This is a genomic window from Marivirga atlantica, assembly GCF_016734805.1.
In the GTDB taxonomy this organism is placed as follows: domain Bacteria; phylum Bacteroidota; class Bacteroidia; order Cytophagales; family Cyclobacteriaceae; genus Marivirga; species Marivirga atlantica.
The window spans coordinates 1-22466 of record NZ_JAERQG010000007.1; the positions used below are offsets into that span (position 1 = coordinate 1).

18 protein-coding genes are annotated in these 22466 nt (G+C 35.9%); 3 read left to right on the forward strand and 15 right to left on the reverse strand.

Features of this window, described 5'->3' with window-relative positions:
- On the reverse strand, positions 1 to 1069 hold a 1069-nt coding region (locus JKP34_RS17860), incomplete at its 3' end, for a SprB repeat-containing protein (protein WP_201924605.1).
- Positions 1070 to 1072: 3 nt separating this feature from the next.
- Entirely contained in the window at positions 1073 to 1408 is a 336-nt protein-coding gene (locus JKP34_RS17865; RefSeq protein ID WP_201924607.1) for a hypothetical protein, read from the reverse strand.
- A 371-nt stretch (positions 1409 to 1779) separates the two neighbouring features.
- Here JKP34_RS17865 and JKP34_RS17870 point away from each other — a divergent pair, with 371 nt between their 5' ends.
- Both JKP34_RS17870 and JKP34_RS17875 read left to right on the forward strand, forming a co-directional pair.
- Positions 1780 to 4047 carry an aconitate hydratase gene (locus JKP34_RS17870; RefSeq protein ID WP_201924614.1) on the forward strand — a complete coding sequence of 756 codons (2268 nt, stop codon included), beginning with the start codon at positions 1780 to 1782 and terminating at the stop codon, positions 4045 to 4047.
- A 183-nt stretch (positions 4048 to 4230) separates the two neighbouring features.
- On the forward strand, positions 4231 to 4782 hold the full coding sequence (locus JKP34_RS17875) for a ferritin (protein ID WP_201924615.1): 552 nt from the start codon (positions 4231 to 4233) through the stop codon (positions 4780 to 4782).
- 42 nt (positions 4783 to 4824) lie between these two features.
- Here JKP34_RS17875 and JKP34_RS17880 read toward each other — a convergent pair whose 3' ends face one another.
- From JKP34_RS17880 to JKP34_RS17910, 7 genes are all read right to left on the reverse strand, one after another.
- Positions 4825 to 5451, reverse strand: a complete 627-nt coding sequence (locus JKP34_RS17880; RefSeq protein ID WP_201924620.1) for an LON peptidase substrate-binding domain-containing protein — start codon at positions 5449 to 5451, stop codon at positions 4825 to 4827.
- Between the two features lie 138 nt (positions 5452 to 5589).
- The gene (locus JKP34_RS17885) at positions 5590 to 7824 is read right to left on the reverse strand and encodes an NADP-dependent isocitrate dehydrogenase (protein ID WP_201924621.1); all 2235 of its coding nucleotides are present in this window, start codon (positions 7822 to 7824) and stop codon (positions 5590 to 5592) included.
- Positions 7825 to 7983: 159 nt separating this feature from the next.
- Positions 7984 to 8802 carry a 3-methyl-2-oxobutanoate hydroxymethyltransferase gene (panB, locus tag JKP34_RS17890; protein WP_201924626.1) on the reverse strand — a complete coding sequence of 273 codons (819 nt, stop codon included), beginning with the start codon at positions 8800 to 8802 and terminating at the stop codon, positions 7984 to 7986.
- Positions 8803 to 8812: 10 nt separating this feature from the next.
- Positions 8813 to 10300 carry a PAS domain-containing sensor histidine kinase gene (locus JKP34_RS17895; protein ID WP_236665070.1) on the reverse strand — a complete coding sequence of 496 codons (1488 nt, stop codon included), beginning with the start codon at positions 10298 to 10300 and terminating at the stop codon, positions 8813 to 8815.
- Between the two features lie 304 nt (positions 10301 to 10604).
- On the reverse strand, positions 10605 to 11462 hold the full coding sequence (locus JKP34_RS17900) for a DMT family transporter (RefSeq protein WP_236665071.1): 858 nt from the start codon (positions 11460 to 11462) through the stop codon (positions 10605 to 10607).
- 54 nt (positions 11463 to 11516) lie between these two features.
- Entirely contained in the window at positions 11517 to 13310 is a 1794-nt protein-coding gene (locus JKP34_RS17905; protein WP_201924628.1) for a sensor histidine kinase, read from the reverse strand.
- Positions 13311 to 13360: 50 nt separating this feature from the next.
- Complete coding sequence (locus JKP34_RS17910) at positions 13361 to 13507, reverse strand: hypothetical protein (RefSeq protein WP_201924630.1); 147 nt, start codon at positions 13505 to 13507, stop codon at positions 13361 to 13363.
- Positions 13508 to 14085: 578 nt separating this feature from the next.
- On the opposite strand from JKP34_RS17910, the gene JKP34_RS17915 reads away from it, so the two are divergent.
- Positions 14086 to 15192, forward strand: a complete 1107-nt coding sequence (locus JKP34_RS17915; protein ID WP_201924632.1) for a hypothetical protein — start codon at positions 14086 to 14088, stop codon at positions 15190 to 15192.
- Here the strand turns inward: JKP34_RS17915 and JKP34_RS17920 are convergent, their stop codons facing one another.
- From JKP34_RS17920 to JKP34_RS17945, 6 genes are all read right to left on the reverse strand, one after another.
- Positions 15193 to 15843 carry a response regulator transcription factor gene (locus JKP34_RS17920; protein WP_201924635.1) on the reverse strand — a complete coding sequence of 217 codons (651 nt, stop codon included), beginning with the start codon at positions 15841 to 15843 and terminating at the stop codon, positions 15193 to 15195.
- 228 nt (positions 15844 to 16071) lie between these two features.
- Positions 16072 to 16800, reverse strand: a complete 729-nt coding sequence (locus JKP34_RS17925) for an ABC transporter ATP-binding protein (protein WP_201924637.1) — start codon at positions 16798 to 16800, stop codon at positions 16072 to 16074.
- Between the two features lie 82 nt (positions 16801 to 16882).
- Positions 16883 to 19882, reverse strand: a complete 3000-nt coding sequence (locus JKP34_RS17930) for a hypothetical protein (RefSeq protein WP_201924639.1) — start codon at positions 19880 to 19882, stop codon at positions 16883 to 16885.
- Positions 19883 to 19904: 22 nt separating this feature from the next.
- Complete coding sequence (gene gatC, locus JKP34_RS17935) at positions 19905 to 20192, reverse strand: Asp-tRNA(Asn)/Glu-tRNA(Gln) amidotransferase subunit GatC (RefSeq protein WP_201924641.1); 288 nt, start codon at positions 20190 to 20192, stop codon at positions 19905 to 19907.
- Positions 20189 to 20929, reverse strand: a complete 741-nt coding sequence (locus JKP34_RS17940) for a lysophospholipid acyltransferase family protein (protein WP_201924643.1) — start codon at positions 20927 to 20929, stop codon at positions 20189 to 20191. Before JKP34_RS17940 ends, gatC begins: the two co-directional genes overlap by 4 nt.
- 91 nt (positions 20930 to 21020) lie before the next feature.
- Positions 21021 to 22370 (reverse strand): MATE family efflux transporter, encoded by a 1350-nt coding sequence (locus JKP34_RS17945; protein WP_201924651.1) that lies wholly within the window; start codon positions 22368 to 22370, stop codon positions 21021 to 21023.
- Positions 22371 to 22466 lie beyond the last annotated feature (96 nt).

The following is a 22466-nucleotide window of genomic DNA, read 5'->3' on the forward strand; positions in this document are numbered from 1 at the left end:
TTCCCGTTCCACTTGTGCTCCATGCTAAACTACTTGTATTACTCGCTGAAACTGAGCCAGATGTCCCTAAATCCAAAGCATCACCCGCACATATACCTACATCATTACCCGCTTCTACTATTGGGGCCTGCTCAAGATTAATGATTACATCTTCAGTATCATCTAAACATGAACCTGCAGTTACAGTATATCTAAAAACATAAGTATCAGAAGTTGCTGATGAAAAATCAACAGTGCTACCACCAGAAATAGTCAGTGAGGTGGTTCCTGACTGTTGATTCCAAGTTCCTCCAGTATCTTGAGAACCATCTAAAAGTGTAAATAAGTCAAGAGGTACATCATTTGAACAGTAATCTAAAGGAGCCAAAGCATTACCAGCATTTGGTCCAGCATTAACTGTAATTCCTGTAATATCTGTTGTACACCCATTATCATCTGTTACGGTTACATCGTAACTACCAGGTGAAAGCCCTGTAATATCTTCTGAAGTATCACCATTGCTCCAGGCAAATGTGTAAGGACTAGTACCTCCAGAAACGTCTATATCAATAGCACCAGAACCTAAGTTATCACAGTCGTCTGTTATTGTATTCACAGAAGCTAAAAGTTCAGTAGGTTCAGTAATTTCTAAATTGGTAATCAGCCTTATTCTAAAAGGAGCATCTGCGGGTGCAGACGTCACTCTAACACGGTAAGTTGTTGCACCAAGCAAACCTACTAAAGATGGATTATCATTTGCTTTAATTCCAAAGCCTGGAAAAGGTGGTGAGTAGGAAACACTACCATCTGCAGTAGCTATATTATCGTTTAAAATAATATTGGTGTCAGTTGTATTCGAAATTGTGGCAATTGGAATTTCCGAAGTCCCATCGTATAGGAAAAATTCAACTGTAAATGGAGGTGTCCCTGATGTCATATTAAGGGTTATTTCTCCGTCTCCTCCATCAAAACAGCTAACATCTTGAGTAACAGATGCATTTATATTTAACTGCGCTTTAACCTGACCAGTAAAAACTAAGCAGGCAAAAATTGGAAGAATTGTAAATATTTTTGTGTAGAGATTTCTCATATACTATAATGTTATTCCCGACAATTGCCTGCTTTCACATAATGGATTGGTGCTATCAAATTTTACCAAAACCTTATAAATCATTTTATTATCAAGATCATTAAAAGACTTAAGACCATTACCGTATCCATTTACACTATTAAGCAATTCATACTCTCCATTTATTAAAGAGTACAATTCACAGGTATAAGCACTATTAGTCTTTATTTCAACAGTGAAGTTCGAGTCACTTTTATTATCAAGCTTTAAATTATTCCCACAAGGACTCTGACCATAACCCAGATAGGCTATTAAAAGAGCGGTGAGAGAGAGCACTATTTTCTTATTTATCCAACTCATAAAAGCACAGTTTAATCTTTCAAAACTATTAGTATTATACAATAATAACCTGCAAATCTAATCGGTTTTAGTACATAAACCATATTTACGATTAAAACAATCTTAAAAGATTGCCTCTTATCTACATTTGTAGCCGTTTATATAGTCTCTGCCTAAAATCACTCTTCAAATATAAGTGATTCAATAATGTAAACAATAAAAAACAAGTAAAACTTTAAGTATAGTTACTTTATATTCTATATATCAGATAGTTATAGTCTTATTTGTAAGTTTTATTAATAGTATTTACTCTCTTATTCCGGTAGGAAAAAAGCCTCATTTTCGTATATTTGCACTCTTAAAACCAAGTTCACAAATAAGAATTAACACTTATGGCATTTGACATTGAAATGATCAAATCGGTTTATGCCGAGATGAATGACAAAATAGAAGCTGCTAGAAAGGTTGTAAATAAGCCTTTAACGCTTTCTGAAAAGATTTTATACAGCCACCTTTGGGATGGAAAAGCACAAAAACCTTTCGAAAGGGGGAAATCTTACGTTGATTTCAGTCCTGATCGTGTTGCCATGCAAGATGCTACAGCTCAGATGGCCCTTTTGCAATTTATGCAGGCAGGTAAAGATAAGGTAGCTGTACCTTCAACAGTGCATTGCGACCACCTAATTTTAGCTAAAGAAGGTGCAAAAGAAGATTTAAGAAGCTCGTTAACAGCTAGTGGTGAGGTTTTCAATTTTCTTGAATCTGTATCAAATAAATACGGAATCGGATTCTGGAAGCCTGGCGCAGGTATTATTCATCAGGTTGTTTTAGAAAACTATGCTTTCCCTGGTGGAATGATGATCGGTACAGACTCACACACCGTAAATGCCGGAGGACTTGGGATGGTAGCCATTGGCGTAGGTGGTGCTGATGCTGTGGATGTAATGGCTGGCATGCCTTGGGAGCTTAAATTCCCTAAACTGATAGGTGTAAAACTTACCGGTAAAATGAACGGATGGACCTCCGCAAAAGATGTAATCCTAAAGGTTGCCGGCATATTAACAGTTAAAGGTGGTACTGGTGCAATTGTTGAGTATTTCGGTGAAGGTGCTCAATCACTTTCTGCAACAGGTAAAGGCACAATCTGTAACATGGGTGCTGAAATAGGTGCTACTACATCTACTTTTGGGTATGATGACGCCATGGAGCGTTATTTAAGAGCTACAGATAGAAATGATATTGCTGATGAAGCTAATAAAGTAAGACAACACTTAACAGGTGATTCAGAGGTTTACACCAATCCAGAGCAATATTTTGACCAGGTTATTGAAATCAATCTTTCAGAACTTGAGCCCCATGTAAACGGTCCTTTCACTCCTGACAGAGCAACTCCTATTTCTCAGTTAAGAGCTGAAGCAGAGAAAAATAACTGGCCTACTAAAGTAGAATGGGGATTGATCGGTTCTTGTACTAACTCTTCTTACGAAGATTTATCAAGAGCCTCTTCTATTGCGCAACAAGCAATTGACAAAGGCTTAAAAACAAAATCAGACTTCGGTATTAACCCAGGTTCTGAGCAGGTACGATATACAGCAGACAGAGATGGCCTTTTATCTATATTTGAAAATCTTGATGCTACTATATTTACCAACGCTTGTGGTCCTTGTATTGGTCAATGGTCAAGAACAGGTGCTGATAAAGGTGAAAAGAACACAATCGTTCACTCTTTTAACAGAAACTTCTCTAAAAGAGCTGACGGAAACCCTAATACGCATGCCTTTGTAACTTCTCCAGAAATGGTAGCTGCAATTGCTATCAGTGGTGATTTGGGTTTCAACCCTATTACAGATACTTTAACTAATGATAAAGGTGAGCAGGTGAAATTAGATCCGCCAGTAGGTGAAGAGCTACCTGATAAAGGCTTCGCTGTTGAAGACAATGGTTATCAAGAACCAGCAGCAGATGGTTCAGGCGTTGAAGTAAAAGTTGCTCCTGATTCTAAAAGACTACAATTATTAACACCTTTTGATCCTTGGGATGGTAAAAATATTACCGGGGCTAAATTATTGATCAAGGCAGAAGGTAAATGTACTACTGACCACATTTCTATGGCTGGGCCATGGTTGAGGTTCAGAGGCCATTTAGATAATATCTCTGACAATTGTTTAATAGGTGCAGTTAATGCTTACAATGGCGAAACCAATAATGTGAAAAATCAATTGACTGGAGAATATGGTCCAGTGCCTGCCACGCAAAGGGCTTATAAAGCTGAGGGTATTCCTACAATTGTTGTGGGTGACCACAACTACGGTGAAGGTTCTTCAAGAGAACATGCCGCAATGGAACCACGTCATTTAGGTGTTAAGGCAGTACTTGTGAAATCTTTTGCTAGAATTCACGAAACCAATTTGAAGAAGCAAGGCATGTTAGGTTTAACATTTGCCAATGAGGCTGACTATGATAAAGTTCAAGAAGACGATACAATCAACTTCTTAGACTTAGATCAATTTGCTCCTGAAAAACCACTTACTTTAGAGTTTGTACACGCAGATGGTAGCAAAGATGTAATCAAGGCAAACCATACTTATAATGACACACAGATTGGCTGGTTTAAAGCTGGTTCAGCGTTGAATAAAATTAAAGAGTTAGAGAAGAAGTAAATACAACTTAACCCTTTATTTAAAGGCTAGGTCGCTTTTCGACTTAGCCTTTTTTTATTTTAAAAGTAACTGTCCTACTTATACTCAATCTAAATTTGGATGAAGTCTAATTTCATATTGAAATTTAAGTCAACAAAACCTCAATAACTTCAGTATATTAATTGATACTAAATAGACAATAACATGAAAGAGGTAATAACACCGAATAGATCTTTAACGGAAGAAACAGAGAAGCTCTTAAATAAGCAGATAGTAATGGAAGGAAAGTCTTCAGCCTACTATCTTTCTATGGCTTCGTGGTGTGAAACAAAAGGTTATATTAATTCTGCCAGATTTTTATACGACCATGCTGATGAGGAGCGTATGCACATGCTCAAAATCTTCAGCTATATTAACGAAGCTGGTGGACATGCCTTACAGCCTGAAATAACTGGTATTCAACATTCCTTTAAGAGTTTAAGAGAGGTATTCCAGCTGATTCTGGAACACGAAATTAAAGTTACTAAAAGTATACATGATATTGTAGATCACTGCTTTTCTACTAAAGACTACACTACTTTTAGCTTTCTACAATGGTTTGTAAACGAGCAGAGGGAAGAAGAAACGATGGCCAGAAGAGCTCTTGAAATCTTCGATATTATCGGTGAAAAAGGAATGGGATTGTGGTATATAGATATTGAACTGGGTAAATTGCATGGCCTTGATCCCGCCAATACCGAAACATCAGCAAGATAAAACACATTAAAAAGCCTGAGTTAATCTCAGGCTTTTTTTTTACTAAAATTCTAACGGATCATATTTTGTGAAATGCCCATTCATCTTAATTCTAGATTTTGCGTTTTGCACATCCTTGAGCTTAGGAATAATTACTTTAAGATGATCTAATAAGAAACGTTGCCTTTTTCTCTCTTCAGTAAGTCTTAGCAGTTCATATTCAGATTCCTTCGACAAACCAATTTTATGGGCTATCGAGAATACATCAAAATCATCAGCCACTTCAATAGGCTCAACCTCCATTAAATCAAATAATGCCTTTAATGATTCTTTAATTTTTTGTCTCAGCAGTACGTCTCCATTGTCAATATTCTCGATATAGCTCACTTCACCCATAGCATATTGTTTATCCTGATATGGGTTATTCATGCTGTTGATTTTTACAACTCTTTTACCAATGGTTTTAATGTCTGCTCTACCATCATTATACCATTTATCAACTTCCAGCAATTGCATTTCTGTACCATACTCAATTTTATTCATTACATATGATGGTATGCAGAAGTTAGATTTATTATTTAAACAATCGTTAAGCAATTCTTTGTATCTGGGCTCAAAAACATGCAGGTTCAGTTTTTGATTTGGGAAAACAACTACATTTAGGGGGAAAAACGGCAGTAAATCCTTCATATACTATAAATACGCAACAAAATGGTTTAAATTAAAACTGAATGTTTAATGCAATTTGTTTTCAATAAGTTCACTTACAAACAAAAAAAGCGATAGAAAATCTCTATCGCTTTATAGCTATTTATTTTGGTATAGTACTTAAGCTTTAATACTTTCTAATATTTCATTAAGGGTATTACTTGGACTCATCTCCTTTTTAAGAATGTCTCCACTTGGTTTATAATAACCTTTCATGTCCACAGATTTCCCTTGTACAGCAAGTAGCTCATCATTAATCACAGCCTCTTTAGAAGACAAATTATCATATGCTCTCTGGAAGATTTTATTTAAATCTGCATCATCATCCTGATTAGCCAAAGCTTCGGCCCAGTATAATGCCAAGTAGAAATGACTACCTCTGTTATCTAGCTCATTCACCTTTCTTGAAGGCGACTTATCATTTTCAAGAAACTTACCAGTTGCTTTGTCTAAGCCATCAGCAAGCACTTTAGCCTTATCATTATTAAATGTTTTCCCTAAATGCTCAAGAGAAACAGCCAAGGCTAAGAACTCTCCAAGTGAATCCCAGCGTAAGTGACCTTCTTCCATAAACTGCTCAACATGTTTAGGAGCTGAACCACCTGCCCCAGTTTCAAATAAGCCTCCGCCATTCATTAAAGGAACTATTGAAAGCATTTTCGCACTTGTACCCAGTTCTAAAATCGGGAATAAGTCTGTTAAATAATCTCTTAAAACATTACCTGTAACAGAAATGGTATCCTTACCCTCTTTAATTCTCTCTAAAGAAAACTGTGTAGCCTCCTCAGGAGCCATTATATGGATGTCTAATCCTTGAGTATCATGATTTGGTAAATAGGTTTCTACCTTTTTAATCAATTCTGAATCATGGGCTCTATTTTTATCAAGCCAGAATACAGCAGGAGTCCCGGTATCTTTCGCTCTATTTACAGCAAGTTTTACCCAATCCTGTATAGGAGCATCTTTCACCTGGCACATTCTCCAGATATCCCCTTCTTCAACTTTGTGAGAAGTTAAAATATTACCATCGGCATCTTTCACTTCTACTTTTCCATTGGCAGGAATTTCAAAAGTCTTGTCATGTGAACCATACTCCTCAGCCTTTTGCGCCATTAAGCCAACATTGGAAACGCTTCCCATAGTTGAAGGATCAAAAGCACCATTTTCTTTGCAAAAATCTATAGTTTGCTGATAAACTCCCGCATAAGATCTGTCTGGAATAATCGCTTTAGCATCTTGCTGATTGCCTTCTTTATTCCACATCTGTCCTGAGGTTCTAATCATTGCTGGCATTGATGCATCAATAATCACATCACTAGGCACGTGTAAATTGGTAATTCCTTTATCAGAATTTACCATGGCCAAATCAGGGCGCTCTTCATATGTTGCTTTCAAATCAGCTTCAACAGCTTCTCTATCTGAAGACGATAAATTCTCGATAGCTACTAAGAAGGAAGCCATACCGTCATTAGGGTCTATACCTAGTTTATCTAATTTGTCAGCATGTTTTTCAAAAACTGGCTTGAAGAATTCACTCACAGCATGACCAAAAATGATAGGGTCAGAAACTTTCATCATGGTAGCTTTTAAGTGTATTGAAAACAATACTCCTTTAGACTTAGCATCTTCAATCTGTTCTGCTAAGAATTTACGCAATGCTGACTTACTCATGCAAGATGCATCAATAATTTCACCTTCTTGAAGCTTAATGCCTGACTTCAACACCTTAGTCTCACCAGAATCATTAGACCAGATTATATCTGCAGAAGTAGCTTTCTCAATGGTTTTTGATTGCTCACTTCCATAAAAATCGCCTGAAGGCATGCTGGCTACGTGGGTTTTAGAGTCTTTTGACCATGCACCCATTTTATGCGGGTGTTTCTTTGCATATTCTTTAACAGCCTTCGGAGCTCTTCTATCAGAATTACCTTCACGCAATACAGGATTTACAGCACTGCCTTTTACGGCATCATACTTTTTCTTAACCTCTTCCTCCTCTGCATTTGCAGGCTCATCTGGGTAGTCTGGTAATTCATAACCTTGTGATTGTAACTCTTTGATGGCCGCTTTTAACTGAGGGACGGAAGCACTAATATTAGGTAATTTTACAATGTTTGCTTCCGGTGTTTTAGCAATTTGTCCTAACTCAGCAAGGTCATCATTAATTCTTAAGGATTCCATTACCTTATCTGGAAATGCTGCTACTATTCTACCTGCTAAAGAAATATCTCTGGTTTCAACAGCCACTCCTGCTGAATCAGTAAAGGCTTTTATAATGGGTAGAAATGAATAGGTAGCAAGGGCTGGCGCCTCATCAGTTAAAGTATATAAGATTTTTTCTTTGTTATCTGACATGTTAAAAAAGTTTAATATGTAGTGTTTTGATGTTTGTTTTTGAACTGGTAAATATAACGCATGAGATTACTTATTGTTAATTTTTTGCAGACTTTGCCAAGGCCTCCATTAAGACTGCATTATTTTAACAATAGAAAATGAGGTGGTAAGGGCTAGCCCTTAATACATCTCGTCCTGATTAGGGAAGTTAACCTCTTTTACATCAGACACATACTGACTGATTGCATCAGTAATTACTGTATCTAATTTAGCATAGTGCCTTAAAAAACGAGGTTTAAATTCTGTGGTTATACCCAAAAGATCATGAAGCACCAACACCTGACCATCAACATCTGGCCCTGCTCCAATACCAATTATAGGTATACTTACTTCCTCCGCTACTCTTTTGGCAAGTTTTGCGGGTATTTTTTCAAGTACAATGCTAAAGCATCCGCACTCTTCCAACAACTTGGCATCTGCAATTAGCTTTTCAGCCTCTTCCTCTTCTTTTGCCCGAACTGAGTAAGTACCGAACTTATATATGGATTGTGGAGTAAGACCTAAATGGCCCATTACAGGAATACCTGCGCTTAGTATCCTGACAATAGATTCTTTTATTTCAGCTCCTCCTTCCATTTTAACTGCATGGCCGCCAGACTCCTTCATTATTCTGATGGCCGATCTTAAGGCTTCAGAAGAATTGCCCTGGTATGAGCCAAAAGGGATATCTACTACCACCAAAGCTCTTTCAACAGCTTTAACTACTGAAGTAGCATGATAGATCATTTGGTCAAGTGTAATCGGTAAAGTGGTTTCATGTCCGGCCATAACGTTTGAGGCGGAATCGCCTACAAGGATAACGTCTATACCGGCAGCATCAACCAGTTTGGCCATGGAGTAATCATAAGCGGTAAGCATAGAAATCTTCTCCGATCGGGCCTTCATGGCATGAAGTTGATGGGTTGTAATTTTTTTAATCTCTTTTTTCTGTACTGACATATGTTTAGTCTTAGTCCTGTGGGATATATTTATTTGGTATCTTCACAATAAAGGTAGTACCTTTTTTCTCTTCGGACTTAACATCTATAGTAGCATCTAGTTTTTTTATTACATTTTTAACAATATACATCCCTAAGCCGCTTCCTTCACTGTTCTCAGAAGCTCTATAGAACATATCGAAAATCTTATCTAATTTATCTTCAGAAATACCTTCTCCATTATCCTCAATTTTAACAACTGATTCTTTTTCAGTAACATCAACATAAATGTTAATAAAAGAATCAACGCTTTCTTCCATTCTCCTATATTTAATAGAATTTGAAATAAGGTTATTAAGAATAATCCTCACCTTGGTTAGGTCTGAGTAAAATGGTTTTACCTGAATAATCTTTGTGCGTATTTCAAGACCTTGGGTATTGTAAACATGATGAAAGTTGGTGACACTATTATTGATCTCCACCATATAATTCACTGGGACAGCTTCCTCCTCTACCCTATTATTACGTGACATAGCCAATAAATCCACAACGAACTTATCTAGTCTATTCACACTACCTGAAATCATTTCTACAATCTTTCTGATTTCAGCAGGATTTCTCTCATTTTTAAGTATTTCTACCAAGCCCATAATCGAGCGTAAGGGAGAACGGATATCGTGAGAGGCATGGTAAACGAAATTATCTAGCTCAAAATTAAGCCTCTGTAACTCAAGTAAGTTTTCTTTGAATTCAGAAATATCTTTAAAGATGATGTCATAAAACCTATCGGTTTCATCTTCATAAAAAACCGCTGAAAGAGATAACCATGTTTCTGACTCATCCCACCTTATAATCTTGATTTCGTGCTCTTCAAGTCCGTGATTTCTTTCAAGTAAATCAAAAACTTCAGTCATCTGACTCTGATCTGCCAGCAAATCTTCAAGTTTAAGATGAGGGCTAACATTTGGCATGGCCAAAATTTGCAGTCCACGCTTATTAATTTCTGTAACAGCGTAATTATCTGCCTTCACACGCATCATACCTATTAAAGCATTCTGAAACAGGTATTTATATTTTCTTTCGCTTTTTGCGATAGTATCTTCCGTACTTTTTTTGTCGGTTATATCAGTATGTGAACCTGATATTCTGGTGGCAATTCCTTCTTCGTTTCTCACTAATTTAGCTTTTGAGCGAACCCATATATAATGGCCATCTTTATGCTTCAGTCTAAAGTTGATATCGTAATGCTGTATTTTCCCATCAATGTAATCCTCAAGGTGTTTGAGCGCCCTCTCTCTATCATCATCATGCATCCAACTCTCCCAGATACCTTTTAAATCTTCAACCTCATTAGACTCATAACCTAACATAGTAAGCCATGGAGGGGAAATAAATACCTCATCGGTTATGAGATTTCTTTCCCACAAACCCTCACTGGCACCAGCAGAAGCATTCTGATAACTTTCTAGCTTTTGCTTTACAGAATCAAGTTGGTTGCGCAAGTCAGCCTGCTCGTTCAATGCCTTTTCTAATTTGTCTTTTTCCGAGTCTATAATGAGTCGATTTATTTACTATGTTTCAAAAAAGCTAGTATAATGAGCTAAATAATAAAGCTAAGCCCTTAAAAGCCAGTTAAAAATACCGATTATTCAAACTTATCAAAAATATAGTTTTATTCTGATGATTGAAAATAAAGCTATCAACTACTTATTCTAATTTCTTTAGTTCGTTAATTTAGTTATATCATACGAGTGTGCAGCGTACAGTTCGACCATCGATGATAATAGCTCGAGCAATGATCAAAATCAGTCGCTTGAAGAGAATTTAAGTGTTTAATTTTTGTCTTCTCTGAAGCCTGGATTTATAAACAACATTTAAAATGACACCTAAGATGATTAAAGCGATACCTCCATAGACTTCCCAATTAAAGGTTTCATCAAAAAAGATATAGCCAAAGCCAAGCGCATATATAATGCTCAAATACTTCAAACTGGCTACTTTTGATAAATCCTCCGCTTGATATGACTTAGTCATAAAGTACTGAGCAATCTGGGTCAGGATGCCAATTAAGATCAATATGAACCACTCATTCCCGCTAGGCATTACCCAATTAAAAGCTGAATAAACACCTGTTAATGGTAAGGTTACCAATGGAAAGTAAAATACAATAACAAGTGGATGTTCTTTATCATTAATCTTCCTGATAAAATTGTAGGCCAGCCCTGCGAAAACAGATGCAGAGATTCCAATAACAAACATGCTTGTTGATATTCTTGGGTCAAATCCCTGAATGATGACAACACCTATAAATGCTAGTAAATAAAAAAACCATTGCCAGGAGCCCACTCTTTCTCTCACAATAAAAATACCGAGTATGGAAGTAAATACTGGTGATAAAAACTGCATGGTAACAGCACTTGCTAAGGGAATATTCTGAAGTGTGTAGAAGTACATACTTAGTGCAATAGCACCTGCAGCGCCCCTTGCAATAAGCCACTTTTTATGTGTCCCAAACACAGGAATATTGGCATATTTTAAATAAGAATAGCTCATTACAAAGGATACCAAAGATCTAAAAAAGACCACTTCAATAGCAGGGATATTCGGCACCAATTTTACCAGCACGTGCATGATGGAAAAAAATAGACCCGCAATAAGCATGTAAGCAATTCCTCTATTCATAAATTTGATTTAAGCTTTAGGAATCACAAAACAAAGTAAATGTTTGTAGATAGGCTAAACTTCCTTCGCTTTTTGCTTTTCCGAATCATCCACCTTTTGGCTTTCCTTCAAAGGGATGGTGATAACAGCATTTAATCCTTCTCCTGGTTTACTGTTTACGAAGATCCTTCCCTTTACGGCACTCATTCTGGCCTGTATGCTTCGCATGCCCATTCCTTTATATTCTTCCTGACTTATCTTAAAACCTTTGCCGTTATCTTCATAAAAGACGTTTATTTCATCATCCAGCTGGCTTAACTGTACCATAATATGGGTCGCCTCCGCATGCTTTAGGGTGTTATTAATTAATTCTAATAGCACATAATAAACATTCCTCTCTATTTCCAGTGGCCAACGCTCCTCTACCCCCATAATAGATAGCTCTGCTTCCAACTTATCAGATTCATTGATGGAGCGCATGGTGTCTTGCAAAGCAGTTTTTATACCAAAACGAGAGAGCATATCGGTAGATAGGTTATGAGAAATTTCTCTGGTTTCTTTGATGGCCTCATCTATAAAACTAAGTACCCTTTGTTTGTTTTCTTGCTCATCGGCACCATTTTGAAAAAGTAATTTGATTGATGAGAGCCTGGCCCCGAGTCTGTCATGCAGATCGCTGGCTATCCTATTGCGCTCCTCCTCCTGACCATGCATCATTGCGTTGAGCTCTTTTAGCTCCTGTTCGGTTCTCATATTGGCTATTTCCTCATTTTTGAGCTTTTTAAGGTATTTCTGTCTTTGCAGGAAGAACCACACAGAAATAAAAACCAAAATAACCAATGATATAGAGAATATAAGATAGATGTTTTTCTGAAGTTCCTTTTCAGCTATGGTCTGCTGTTGATTGGCTATTTCCTGATCTTTGAGTTCTGTTTCATACTTAGTTTCCAAATCCTTTACCTCTTGCATTTTCTTAGTATCGTAAATGGAGTCTCTAAGCTCATTGAATTTTTGAAAAAGCACAGAAGCCTCATCTACATGACCTATAGCCATTTTGGCTTTTACCATATTTGAATAAAGGTTCATAAGAAACTCAGGGTTTCTATATTTTGATAAGTTAAGTGCCTTATTATAATGATATAGACTTAATTGATAGTCCTTTTTCTTTAAATATTGATTTGCCAGATTATAACTATATAATGCTAAAGAGGAATAATTATCCTGCCGCCCTGCGATTTGAATCGCCTTTTTAAAATTATCTATTGAAGCACTAAAGTTCGAATTACTTTCATACAAATACCCTAAGTTATTATGTATGATAGCTAACCTCAATGAATCATTTAATTGGGTAAACAGACTAAGAGCTGATAAATAAAAGTAAATAGCGCTATCATATGCATTTTGACTGCTGTCAGACTTTATTGCATATATATCTCCTAATCTAAGTTCAATATTACCAGTTATATTTCGGTCATCCGGCTTAATTGTTTTGGCTTTTGACAAATATTCAATTGCCAAAGTGAGATTATCTTCAGACTTATAATATGTTGCTAGATTAACATAATTCTTGGCAAGCTCTGTCAGGTTCTTAGTTGAAGTATTGAAAGAAATAGCATCATAGTAATACCTAAGACCTTCTTTTTTATCTCCCTTTCTAATATAATTAATTGCTAAATTGTTAAGAACTTTAGATTTATCCTCAGGTAATAAATCCGAAGAGGTGTTCAATTCATTAAGAATTAATATGGCTGAATCATATTTACCCTCTGACTTATACTTTTTGGAGACATTAAATAATGAGTCAATATTTTGACCTACCAAATTGAATTGAAAAACAGAAAAATAGAATAGGCATAAAAAAAGCCTCATAAAGTTTTAAAATTTGAGGCTAATTTAATTAAAAAATTGAGATGAAAGTATTAGTCCATTTCCCCTCCATTATCTTGTTTGGTTTCACCAGTAACAGTTGTCTCATCAAAATTTGGCTCTTCTACCATTTCACAAGCTGATACACTTAATAATGCAATAAATACTAACGCGATCTTTAATGTCTTAACAGTTTTCATAATTTTTAACGTTTAAGTTTATATTTTAAATATTATAGGTCTTGATTGAAATACACTACAATGATAATTGGTAAATTACACCGATAAAACCCCATTTATGGTAGCGTAAAAACTAATTCCAGTCAGCCTAAACACTAGAATTAGTATGAGAAATGAACACACACCCTAATTCACAAACTAATTATAGTTGGTACTTTAAAAACACCTAAATGACTACAAATCAGTTAATTAATTAAGAAGCTAAGTTTCCAAAACTGAAAAGAACAACCGAATGAACACAAGACTTTATTTCTTTTCTTCACTATTTCTAGGTTTCAGCCACCCCTAGAAATAGTTTTATTTTTACCATTTCTAGTGTTTTCTAAATCAACCTACCACTATACCTTTGAGAATGTAAAGTTTAACCAAAACCTTTATGTAATACAGTTACTAAAAGGGTCGAGGGGTAACCCAAAAGATTTGACTGCTCCCCCTATTGTTGTTCATCTCTTTTCCCTCGCCCCCTTTTAGTATTTTTTAATCTGTACCAAAACATTTATCACGCTAATTAGGGGATAAACTCTTTAAAGATGAATGTTATGAACTTATACTCAGAATACAACTCACATAAACTACAGCCTTTTCATCAAACCATGCACTTAATTTATGACGACTTATTAAAGTTGAGTTGTGACATATGTAGAAGTGAAATTGCTTTTTTAATCATATGGGAAGAGAATTTTCACATTTCCTACAATAAACAGGAAGGCATAAAATCATTTTGTTCAACAGATTTTGAAGGGATAAAAAAGCGTTTCCAGACCTTAAACGCTGAATTATTTTACGCACAGAACGTAAAGCATCATACACTTTTTCAGGATTTATACTTTTTTGAATTTTATAGCCAAAGTCCACAACTACTTGCCTATCCTATTCTTGACAATAACGGAAAGGCAATAGGCATTTTAGGCCAATTATATAAAGAAGAACCTATTTCTGCAGAACAGCACAAAACTAGCCTAAAGCATCTTCAAGAGCATGTGCAAAAGTTACACAACAATAATCTGCTTGGAAATAATAAATCTAAAGTTAGTAAACCATTATATGTACAATCGTTAGATCAACTGCCAGGTGCTCATTTTGAATACACTATAGATCCTCAAGGTAGATTAGGTGAGATATTTATTAGCGATGAAGCGAGTAAAATAACTCCTTTATTCACCGCCTTAAAAAACTCTTTACCGGACGAAGAACTTTTCCAGCTGCTACATCAAAAAAGTTTTGAATCCTTCAAACTTGAACTTAACAATAAGAAAAAGCGCAATTCCATTGAGTATGCCTATCAACTAAAAAATGAGCAAGATAAAGCTTCGTATTATATGCTTAAGGTTAACACCTTCAGAAATGATATGGGAGAAATTCTGTGTTTGGGCGCTATAAAAGATATAAGCTTTAATAAGACTTACGAAGCCATTTTAGAACAGATTATCTTTGACATCACTCATATCATGAGAAGACCTGTTGCTACCATGTTGGGCTTGACAAATTTAATTGAACTGGATCGAGTGGATGAAAATTCGATAAAAGATGTTGCTCAGAAGCTTAGAACGGTTTCCACTGAAATGGATGAGTATATCAGAAACCTCTACAATAATTACCAGCAACGCTGGGAAGATTACGAAAACATTCAGGAAGAAGAGGAATAATTAACCCAGGTAACCTCGTTCAAATGCCACTTTTATAAGATGCGACACATTTTTTGCTTCAAACTTTTGAAGCAGCATCTTTCTATAAGAAACTATGCTATGCGTGCTTTGCTCCAGTTTCAAGGCGATCTCATCAGAGGTATCTCCTTCACCAAGCAATTTTAAAATTTTTCTTTCCGTTTCAGATAACTTCACCCCACCTTCAGCCTCACCATAAATACGCATTTTATTGGCCATCTTTTCCATCACATCCTGCGAGAAATAGGTTTTACCCTGCATAATTCGATGGATAGCAGCTACAATCTCATCTTCATTAACATTTTTGAGGACATAGCCATCAACCCCTGCATCTAACGCATTTTGTATATAGCCTTCTCTATCAAACATGGATAAAATTAGAATTTTAACATCAGGGAAATCCTTTTTGAGCTTCTCAGTAGTTTGAATTCCATTGAGGTTAGGCATATTCAAATCTAAAATAGCGAGATCAGTGGTGTTATTTTGAACTATTTTTATAACCTCGTTTCCATCCTTAGCGGTGCCTATTATTTCAAACTCGTCATGTTTGGAAAGCATAACAGCTATACCACTTGCTAGTATCTCGTGGTCATCCGCTATTACGATTCGAATTTTATCTTTTTCACTTTGCATAACCTACCTAAGGAATTTTATAAATCTTTATATAGAAAATTTCTTAATCAAAAAATAGTTAAAGCAGGTTGAAAAGTTTTGGCCTCCTAAAATAGTGCTTATTGCCGAGAATCAATAGTTCGATAAGACTTTTATAACTTAAACGAGTAAATACTTAAACAAAAATAAAGAAAACAAAAAAGGGCCTAATAGTAAATTATGCCCTCCTTAGAAAATGAACGGATACAACTATTCGCTTAATTCATTAGCAACACGAGTTACATTATCATTGATATTATCGGTTTCCACCAACCCATCTCGCATTCTAATAATTCTGTGAGCATATTGCGCGATATCATCTTCGTGAGTTACCATAACAATAGTGTTTCCATCATCATGAAGCTTCTGGAAAAGCTCCATTATTTCATATGAAGTTTTAGTATCAAGGTTACCGGTAGGTTCATCGGCTAAAATAATACTAGGGTTGTTTACCAAAGCACGAGCAATAGCCACACGCTGTCTTTGACCACCAGAAAGTTCATTGGGTTTATGATAGGCTCTATCACCTAATCCAACACTGGCAAGCACTTCTTTAGCTCGCTCTTCTCTTTCAGACTTACCATAACCAGCATAAATTAATGGTAGCGCTACATTTTCCATTGAGCTCTGTCTTGGTAAGAGATTAAATGTTTGAAAGACGAAACCGATCTCTTTATTTCTAATCTCAGCTAATTCGTTTTCAGACATTTCGCTAACATTCTGCCCACTTAAATTATAAAGACCTCTTGTTGGCGTATCTAAACAACCTATAATGTTCATAAGGGTAGATTTTCCAGAACCGGAAGGCCCCATAAAAGCTACATATTCTCCCTTGTTAATGTTAATAGAAACAGATTTAAGTGCTTCCACTGTTTCTGTCCCCATTTTGTAAACCTTAGCAATGCTATCGGTATGTATTACTGATGTACTGTTAGCCATGTCTTATTTTAATATAGCAAATTCTTGATTGAAATTTACCTTTAGTATTTTGCAACAACAAACTATTTGTGATAAACGGAATTTACCAGCCTTCTGCTGCTTTTTGATCCCTTAATTTATCGTATTTCTCTTTAAATACCGTAAAGTCTTTTTCAGATAACAGCATTTCTAAATCATCAAGCGCATCAGCAGCGTAGCTGTTCATGTTCATTCTTAATGCCTGCAAAGTATAAGCTTTTAAAATTATGGTGCTTTCTGGGTTTAACCTGGCAGCATCTACCAAAATATCATAAGCCTTCTCGTTATTATTGGATGCAATAAAATGATCACAAGCTAGCTGAATGCCATTTTCAAAGAATACATTCTCTGATCCTAATTTATACATTAGACTATCTACATCTGCAGATGAATTAGCTTTAGCTAAAAAGGCCTGATGCATCAGTTTATAATTATATGGATAAACAGAAAGATCGGATGTATCTATTCTTTGTATCAAATCCAGCTTTGAATGTAACGCGCCAATAGACAAAAGCAAATTATTTTTATATTGGAAAAGCGCGGAATCAGACTTACTTACTTCTACATTATTCAATTCAACCAAAGCCTGCTGATATGCCTTCTCTTTTATCAGTTGATCTGCTTTTTCAAGTAACATTAACTTCTCAAAAAAAGTACCCTCAAGTCTTTTCTCTAATTCTGCTTGTTCTTCACCTGTTAAAGAAGTATTAGTTTGAAGCCACAAGTACAAAAAGTTGGGAGGTAAATCAGTAGTTTTTGCCTGAAGAAACTGATATAAAGGATCATCATCTAAAACCTCCTGGTTTACAGTATTACCTTCGAACTGCTTTTGATAATAATTTGCAGCTTCAAATAATCTACCTGCCTTGATTAAAGCAAGCACCTTATAAGTGACTGCTTTTGACATTTTCAGCTTTTCTGCTCTCTCAAATTTCTCTACTGCCTGATCGTAAGCACCTTGATCCATCAGCCAAAAACCATGAACAAGGTAATAGAACCCCGCATCAGATATTTCAGCATTTTGTAAGTCAAATATTAAACTGTAAGCTTCCTTCTGTTTACCGGCAAAGTTTTTTGAAAGTGCCTCTACGTACTTTAATGATTTTTGGAATGCCTTATTTCCTTTAAATTCCGTGTAGCGCTTTAGTCTTGTGGCATACTCCTGATTTGCCAAAGATGAATTACCTACCTGATTAAACAATAATGAAAAATCATTATAGGTAAGCTGACTATCAACTGGAGCAATAAATAGGTCTTGGCCTACATTACTTTTGTATAAATTGGATAATGCCAAGTAATTCGCCTTCAATGGAATTGATCCGTTTTCTACCTCTGCCAATGCCGGCAACTCTTCTGCTACTTTGTTTTTGGCAAATAATCCTAACTTATTAGATAACGCAAGATCATGGAGTTCTTTATCATTTGAAGCTCTGTAGGCCGCATCAAAATACAGAAAAGAAGAATCCGTTTTGTTAAGTTGGTCATAGATAAGACCTTCCATATTGAGTATATAAGCATTATCAGGAAATACCTGCTGAGCATCTTGCAAAGTAAAAAGTGCTTCAAAAATAAGATTAGCATTCAGCTGAGCCTGCGCCTTATTTAAAAATGCCTGTACAGTTGGTCGCTTGTAATTAGCCCTACTAAAATAATGACTGGCTTCCACCCATTCCTCATTATTGTAAGCATTTAGGCCAAGATTGAAATTAGGTTTGTGTGTTGTAGCAGCATATTGCTTTGCTATTTTAAAAGAAGTAATGGCTGCATCCTCTTTATCAGTATATAGATAAAAATCAGCAATACCGCTGTAATAACCAGCCAAAGCCTGAAAATAAGGAGTATATGAAACCCTCAGCACCATAACAATTACAAGACCTAGTCCAGCGATCCGTACAACATTATAAGGTATACGCATTGGCTTAAGCACTACTTTATAGATATTCATTCCTTTCATCAAAAAAGTGATGAAATTAAATATCACATAGAAGAAGAATAATATACCGAAACCTAAGTGCGTGAATATTATAATATCTTCAAAAGTATCAATCAAAGGATCATTGGCCGTAGCGAAAATCCATCCAATGGTGGTAAAAGCCAGAATTCCGAAAATCAGATAAAGATAGGCCCCAAGTGGTGCAAAGCTTAACTGGGCGTTAATAAGTTCGTTTCTCTTTCTAAAACCCCAGATACCTAGAATTGCAGATACTGTTAACAACAAAAACTCATCGAGGTAAACAATGTCCCAGCGGATGAGAAAATCATTACGTGAAAAAGTAAGTCCTACATAACCTAAATACAGTAAGCTTAACACAATAAAGTGACCTAGATTTGATCCCTCATTCTCAGTTTTCTTATTTGCTAAAATATAAACGATATGAAGCAATACATCATAAGCCACATTCCCTATGAATATGGCTGCCAGTATAATTGGAATAATAACTGCATGCTGAGCCACAAAAAGCAAAGGACTCTCCTGACTACTCCCGAAGGCAATAAATCCGAAAAGGACAGCAATTAATCCAAGAAAACTTAACCACTTTAAGAATAGTGATTTTTCTGTTTTATAGGCATGGAATATATAACCAACACCTAAAAACAAAACGACAAAAGCAAAATTGAATAGTTGATTATCAATTCCGAAGAGTGACAGATAAGGAAGTTTTAGCGTGATAATCCATATCACTAAAATAGATTGGAATATTAGAAACCAAAGTCTGCTAAAGTAAGTCGCTGCTGCCGCTATAAAAGCTAAGCATAAAGCAGTAACTGCCAGATAAATGTAACTAATAGAAATACTGATGCTTTGTTCAGGAGCAAGATATCCTTGAAGGATGATATAATTTCTTGCTGGTATAGGCAAGTCAAAAACGAAGTCATGAACATCATGTAGGGAAAGGTTGATACTTTGCGTTTTCCGTACTTTTTCCAAAGGAAAGGCAATATCAGTACCAAACAACTGAAAATAGGCACTTACAGCCATTGTAAGTACAAAAACAAAAAGGAGCATTTGATATATGCCCCTGTAATTCTTATTCCAACTCTTCCAAAATGTTAGTGACTGCATTATAGCTATTAACGAAATTTTCTTATTCTATTACTTTTGGTACCCTAAAAAATTGATCATCTTTTTTAGGTGCATTTTTAAGTCCTTCCTCCCTCGATAAAGGTGAAGCAACCTTATCAGGTCTTAACTGATTTACTTCGAAAGACATGCTTTGCAAAGGCTCTACATTTTCTGTATCCAATTCCTGAAGTTTTTCAACAAATGCTAACATATTGTTCATATCCTTTAGCATTTTATCAGACTCCTTTTCATCGAATTCTAATCTTGCCAGATGGGCTATTTTTTCAAGCGTATCTTTATTTATACTCATTGTGCTACTGTATGAAATTCATCAATTTCTTCCTGTATAATTTGATAAACCTTTTCCTTCAATTGCGGGATATCGTCAAAAGTCATACCCTTGGTTGAAATAGGTTCATGAAATATCATTCTCATTTTTTTTCTGCTGATGAGTGGCAAAGACTCATCTGGTAAAATTATCCAATTATCAGGAAGGGACACAGGTACAAGCGAAATTTGTTTGGTTATTGCAGCTCTAAAAGCTCCATCTTTAAACCTAACCATTTTAGGTAAGTTTTTGCTGTAGATTCCTCCTTCAGGAAACATTACCAAACTTTTATCTTCTCCAATTTTATCTAAAGCCTCTTGAAGGGCATGGTACCTGTTTTTAATGCTGGCCCTATCTACAGTTACGTGAATCTTTTTAAACATATAGCCAAACAGCGGTATTTTAGCCAGTGAAACCTTACCTACATAAATCACGGTGCTTGGTGCAAATCCAAAGCTCAAAATATCTAATAATGAAAAATGATTAGCACAGTAAACATATTGCTCGCTAGCTGATAATTTTTCTCTTCCTCTAATATCTGTCTGAATGCCGACTAAAGCAAGGGCCGTAGTTGCCCAAATGCGGTTTAAATAGAAACTGAATTTATGCCAGCGCTGTACAGGAATAATGATCAGAAAGAACGGAAATAAAATTAAGAACAGACCAACAAATACTATTGCACACCATATTGTATATAATTGCTTGAAAAGATTGGTCATTGAACTGAAAAGCAGCTAAAATCTAAATTAATTTGATTCTCGGGGTTTAAAAAACACACACCTTCTCAAATATAGTGACTACCATTTAAAATCAGGCATATTTCAAAACCAATTGCTTAGATTTCCTATTAAAACGTGCCAATAAAATAACAGCAGTAACACTTAAACCAATGAGCAATCCGTACCATACACCTCTTTCCTGGAGATCCAACTTAAAGGCCAGTACATAACCAATGGGTAGGCCTATTAACCAATAAGCTGCAAAAGTTACGAATGTCGGAATTTTAACATCACCAATACCTCTTAAAGTACCCAGGCCAACCACTTGAATACCATCAGATAGTTGAAATAAGGCTGCAATTATCAGTAGTGAAGAGGCTGTGCTTATTACCTCTGTGTTTTGTGTATAAAGAGTAGGAAGCCAATTATTTAATAATGTAAAGACGAGTCCAGCAAATATCATAAATACAGCAGCCATTCCGTAGCAGGTATTTGCTGCCATTTTCATTGTAGGTATATCTTTTTTTCCCATCTGATTTCCGATCCGAACTGTAGCTGCTGCTGAAATACCAGTAGCCATCATATAGCTGATTGAAGCAAGGTTGATAGCTACCTGATGGGCAGCTAAAGGCACAGCCCCCATCCAACCAATCATAACAGCTGCAGAAGCGAATGCACCTACCTCGAATATATATTGAAAACCCATAGGTACTCCCAAATTCAGTATGTATTTAAAAGAGCCCCAATTCCACTTTGTAACTCCCAGATAGCTCCAATAAGTGGTAAATCTTTTATTATACCTGACAAAAAACATCATGGCAAAAGCCATCAAAATCCTTGATATTAATGTTGCCCAACCGGCACCTACTAAGCCTAAGGGCTCAAAACCTAACTTTCCGAAAATAAGAATATAGTTGAGTATAACATTAATTAAGTTGGCACTAATGGATATGTACATGGCTTGTCGGGTTAGTGATAAGCCTTCTGCAAACTGTTTAAAGGTCTGAAATAACATAAATGGAATTAAAGAAAAACCAATTATTTCCAAATAAGGCTTCGCTAGCACCACTACTTCCTTAGGTTGATCCAACAAATCAAGTATTGGCCCACCAAAAAGTAAAATGATAAATAGAATCGATCCACAAATCACATTAATTACAAAGCTATGTTTGAGATAACGCATGCCCTTTCTTGGCTTACCTTCACCATCTGATATGGCTATTAGCGGTGTTAGTCCAAATGAAACACCAATACCAAACATCATGAGCACACTAAAAACTGAGTTAGCCACCGAAGCTGCAGCCAACTCGTTCACGCCTACTCTACCAACCATCATAGAATCAGCCGTACCAACCAAAACATGGCCCAGCTGACTTAGCACTACCGGATAGGCCAAAAGGAAGTTTCTTTTAAAATGTTCTTTGTAGTTATCAGGTCTCATAATGCGAGACCAAAATTAGGTATATTATTGAAGGCTCTGGTCTTCACTTTAGAATAAATGTCTCAGATAATGTAATATTTTCTACCCTTCTGTTTA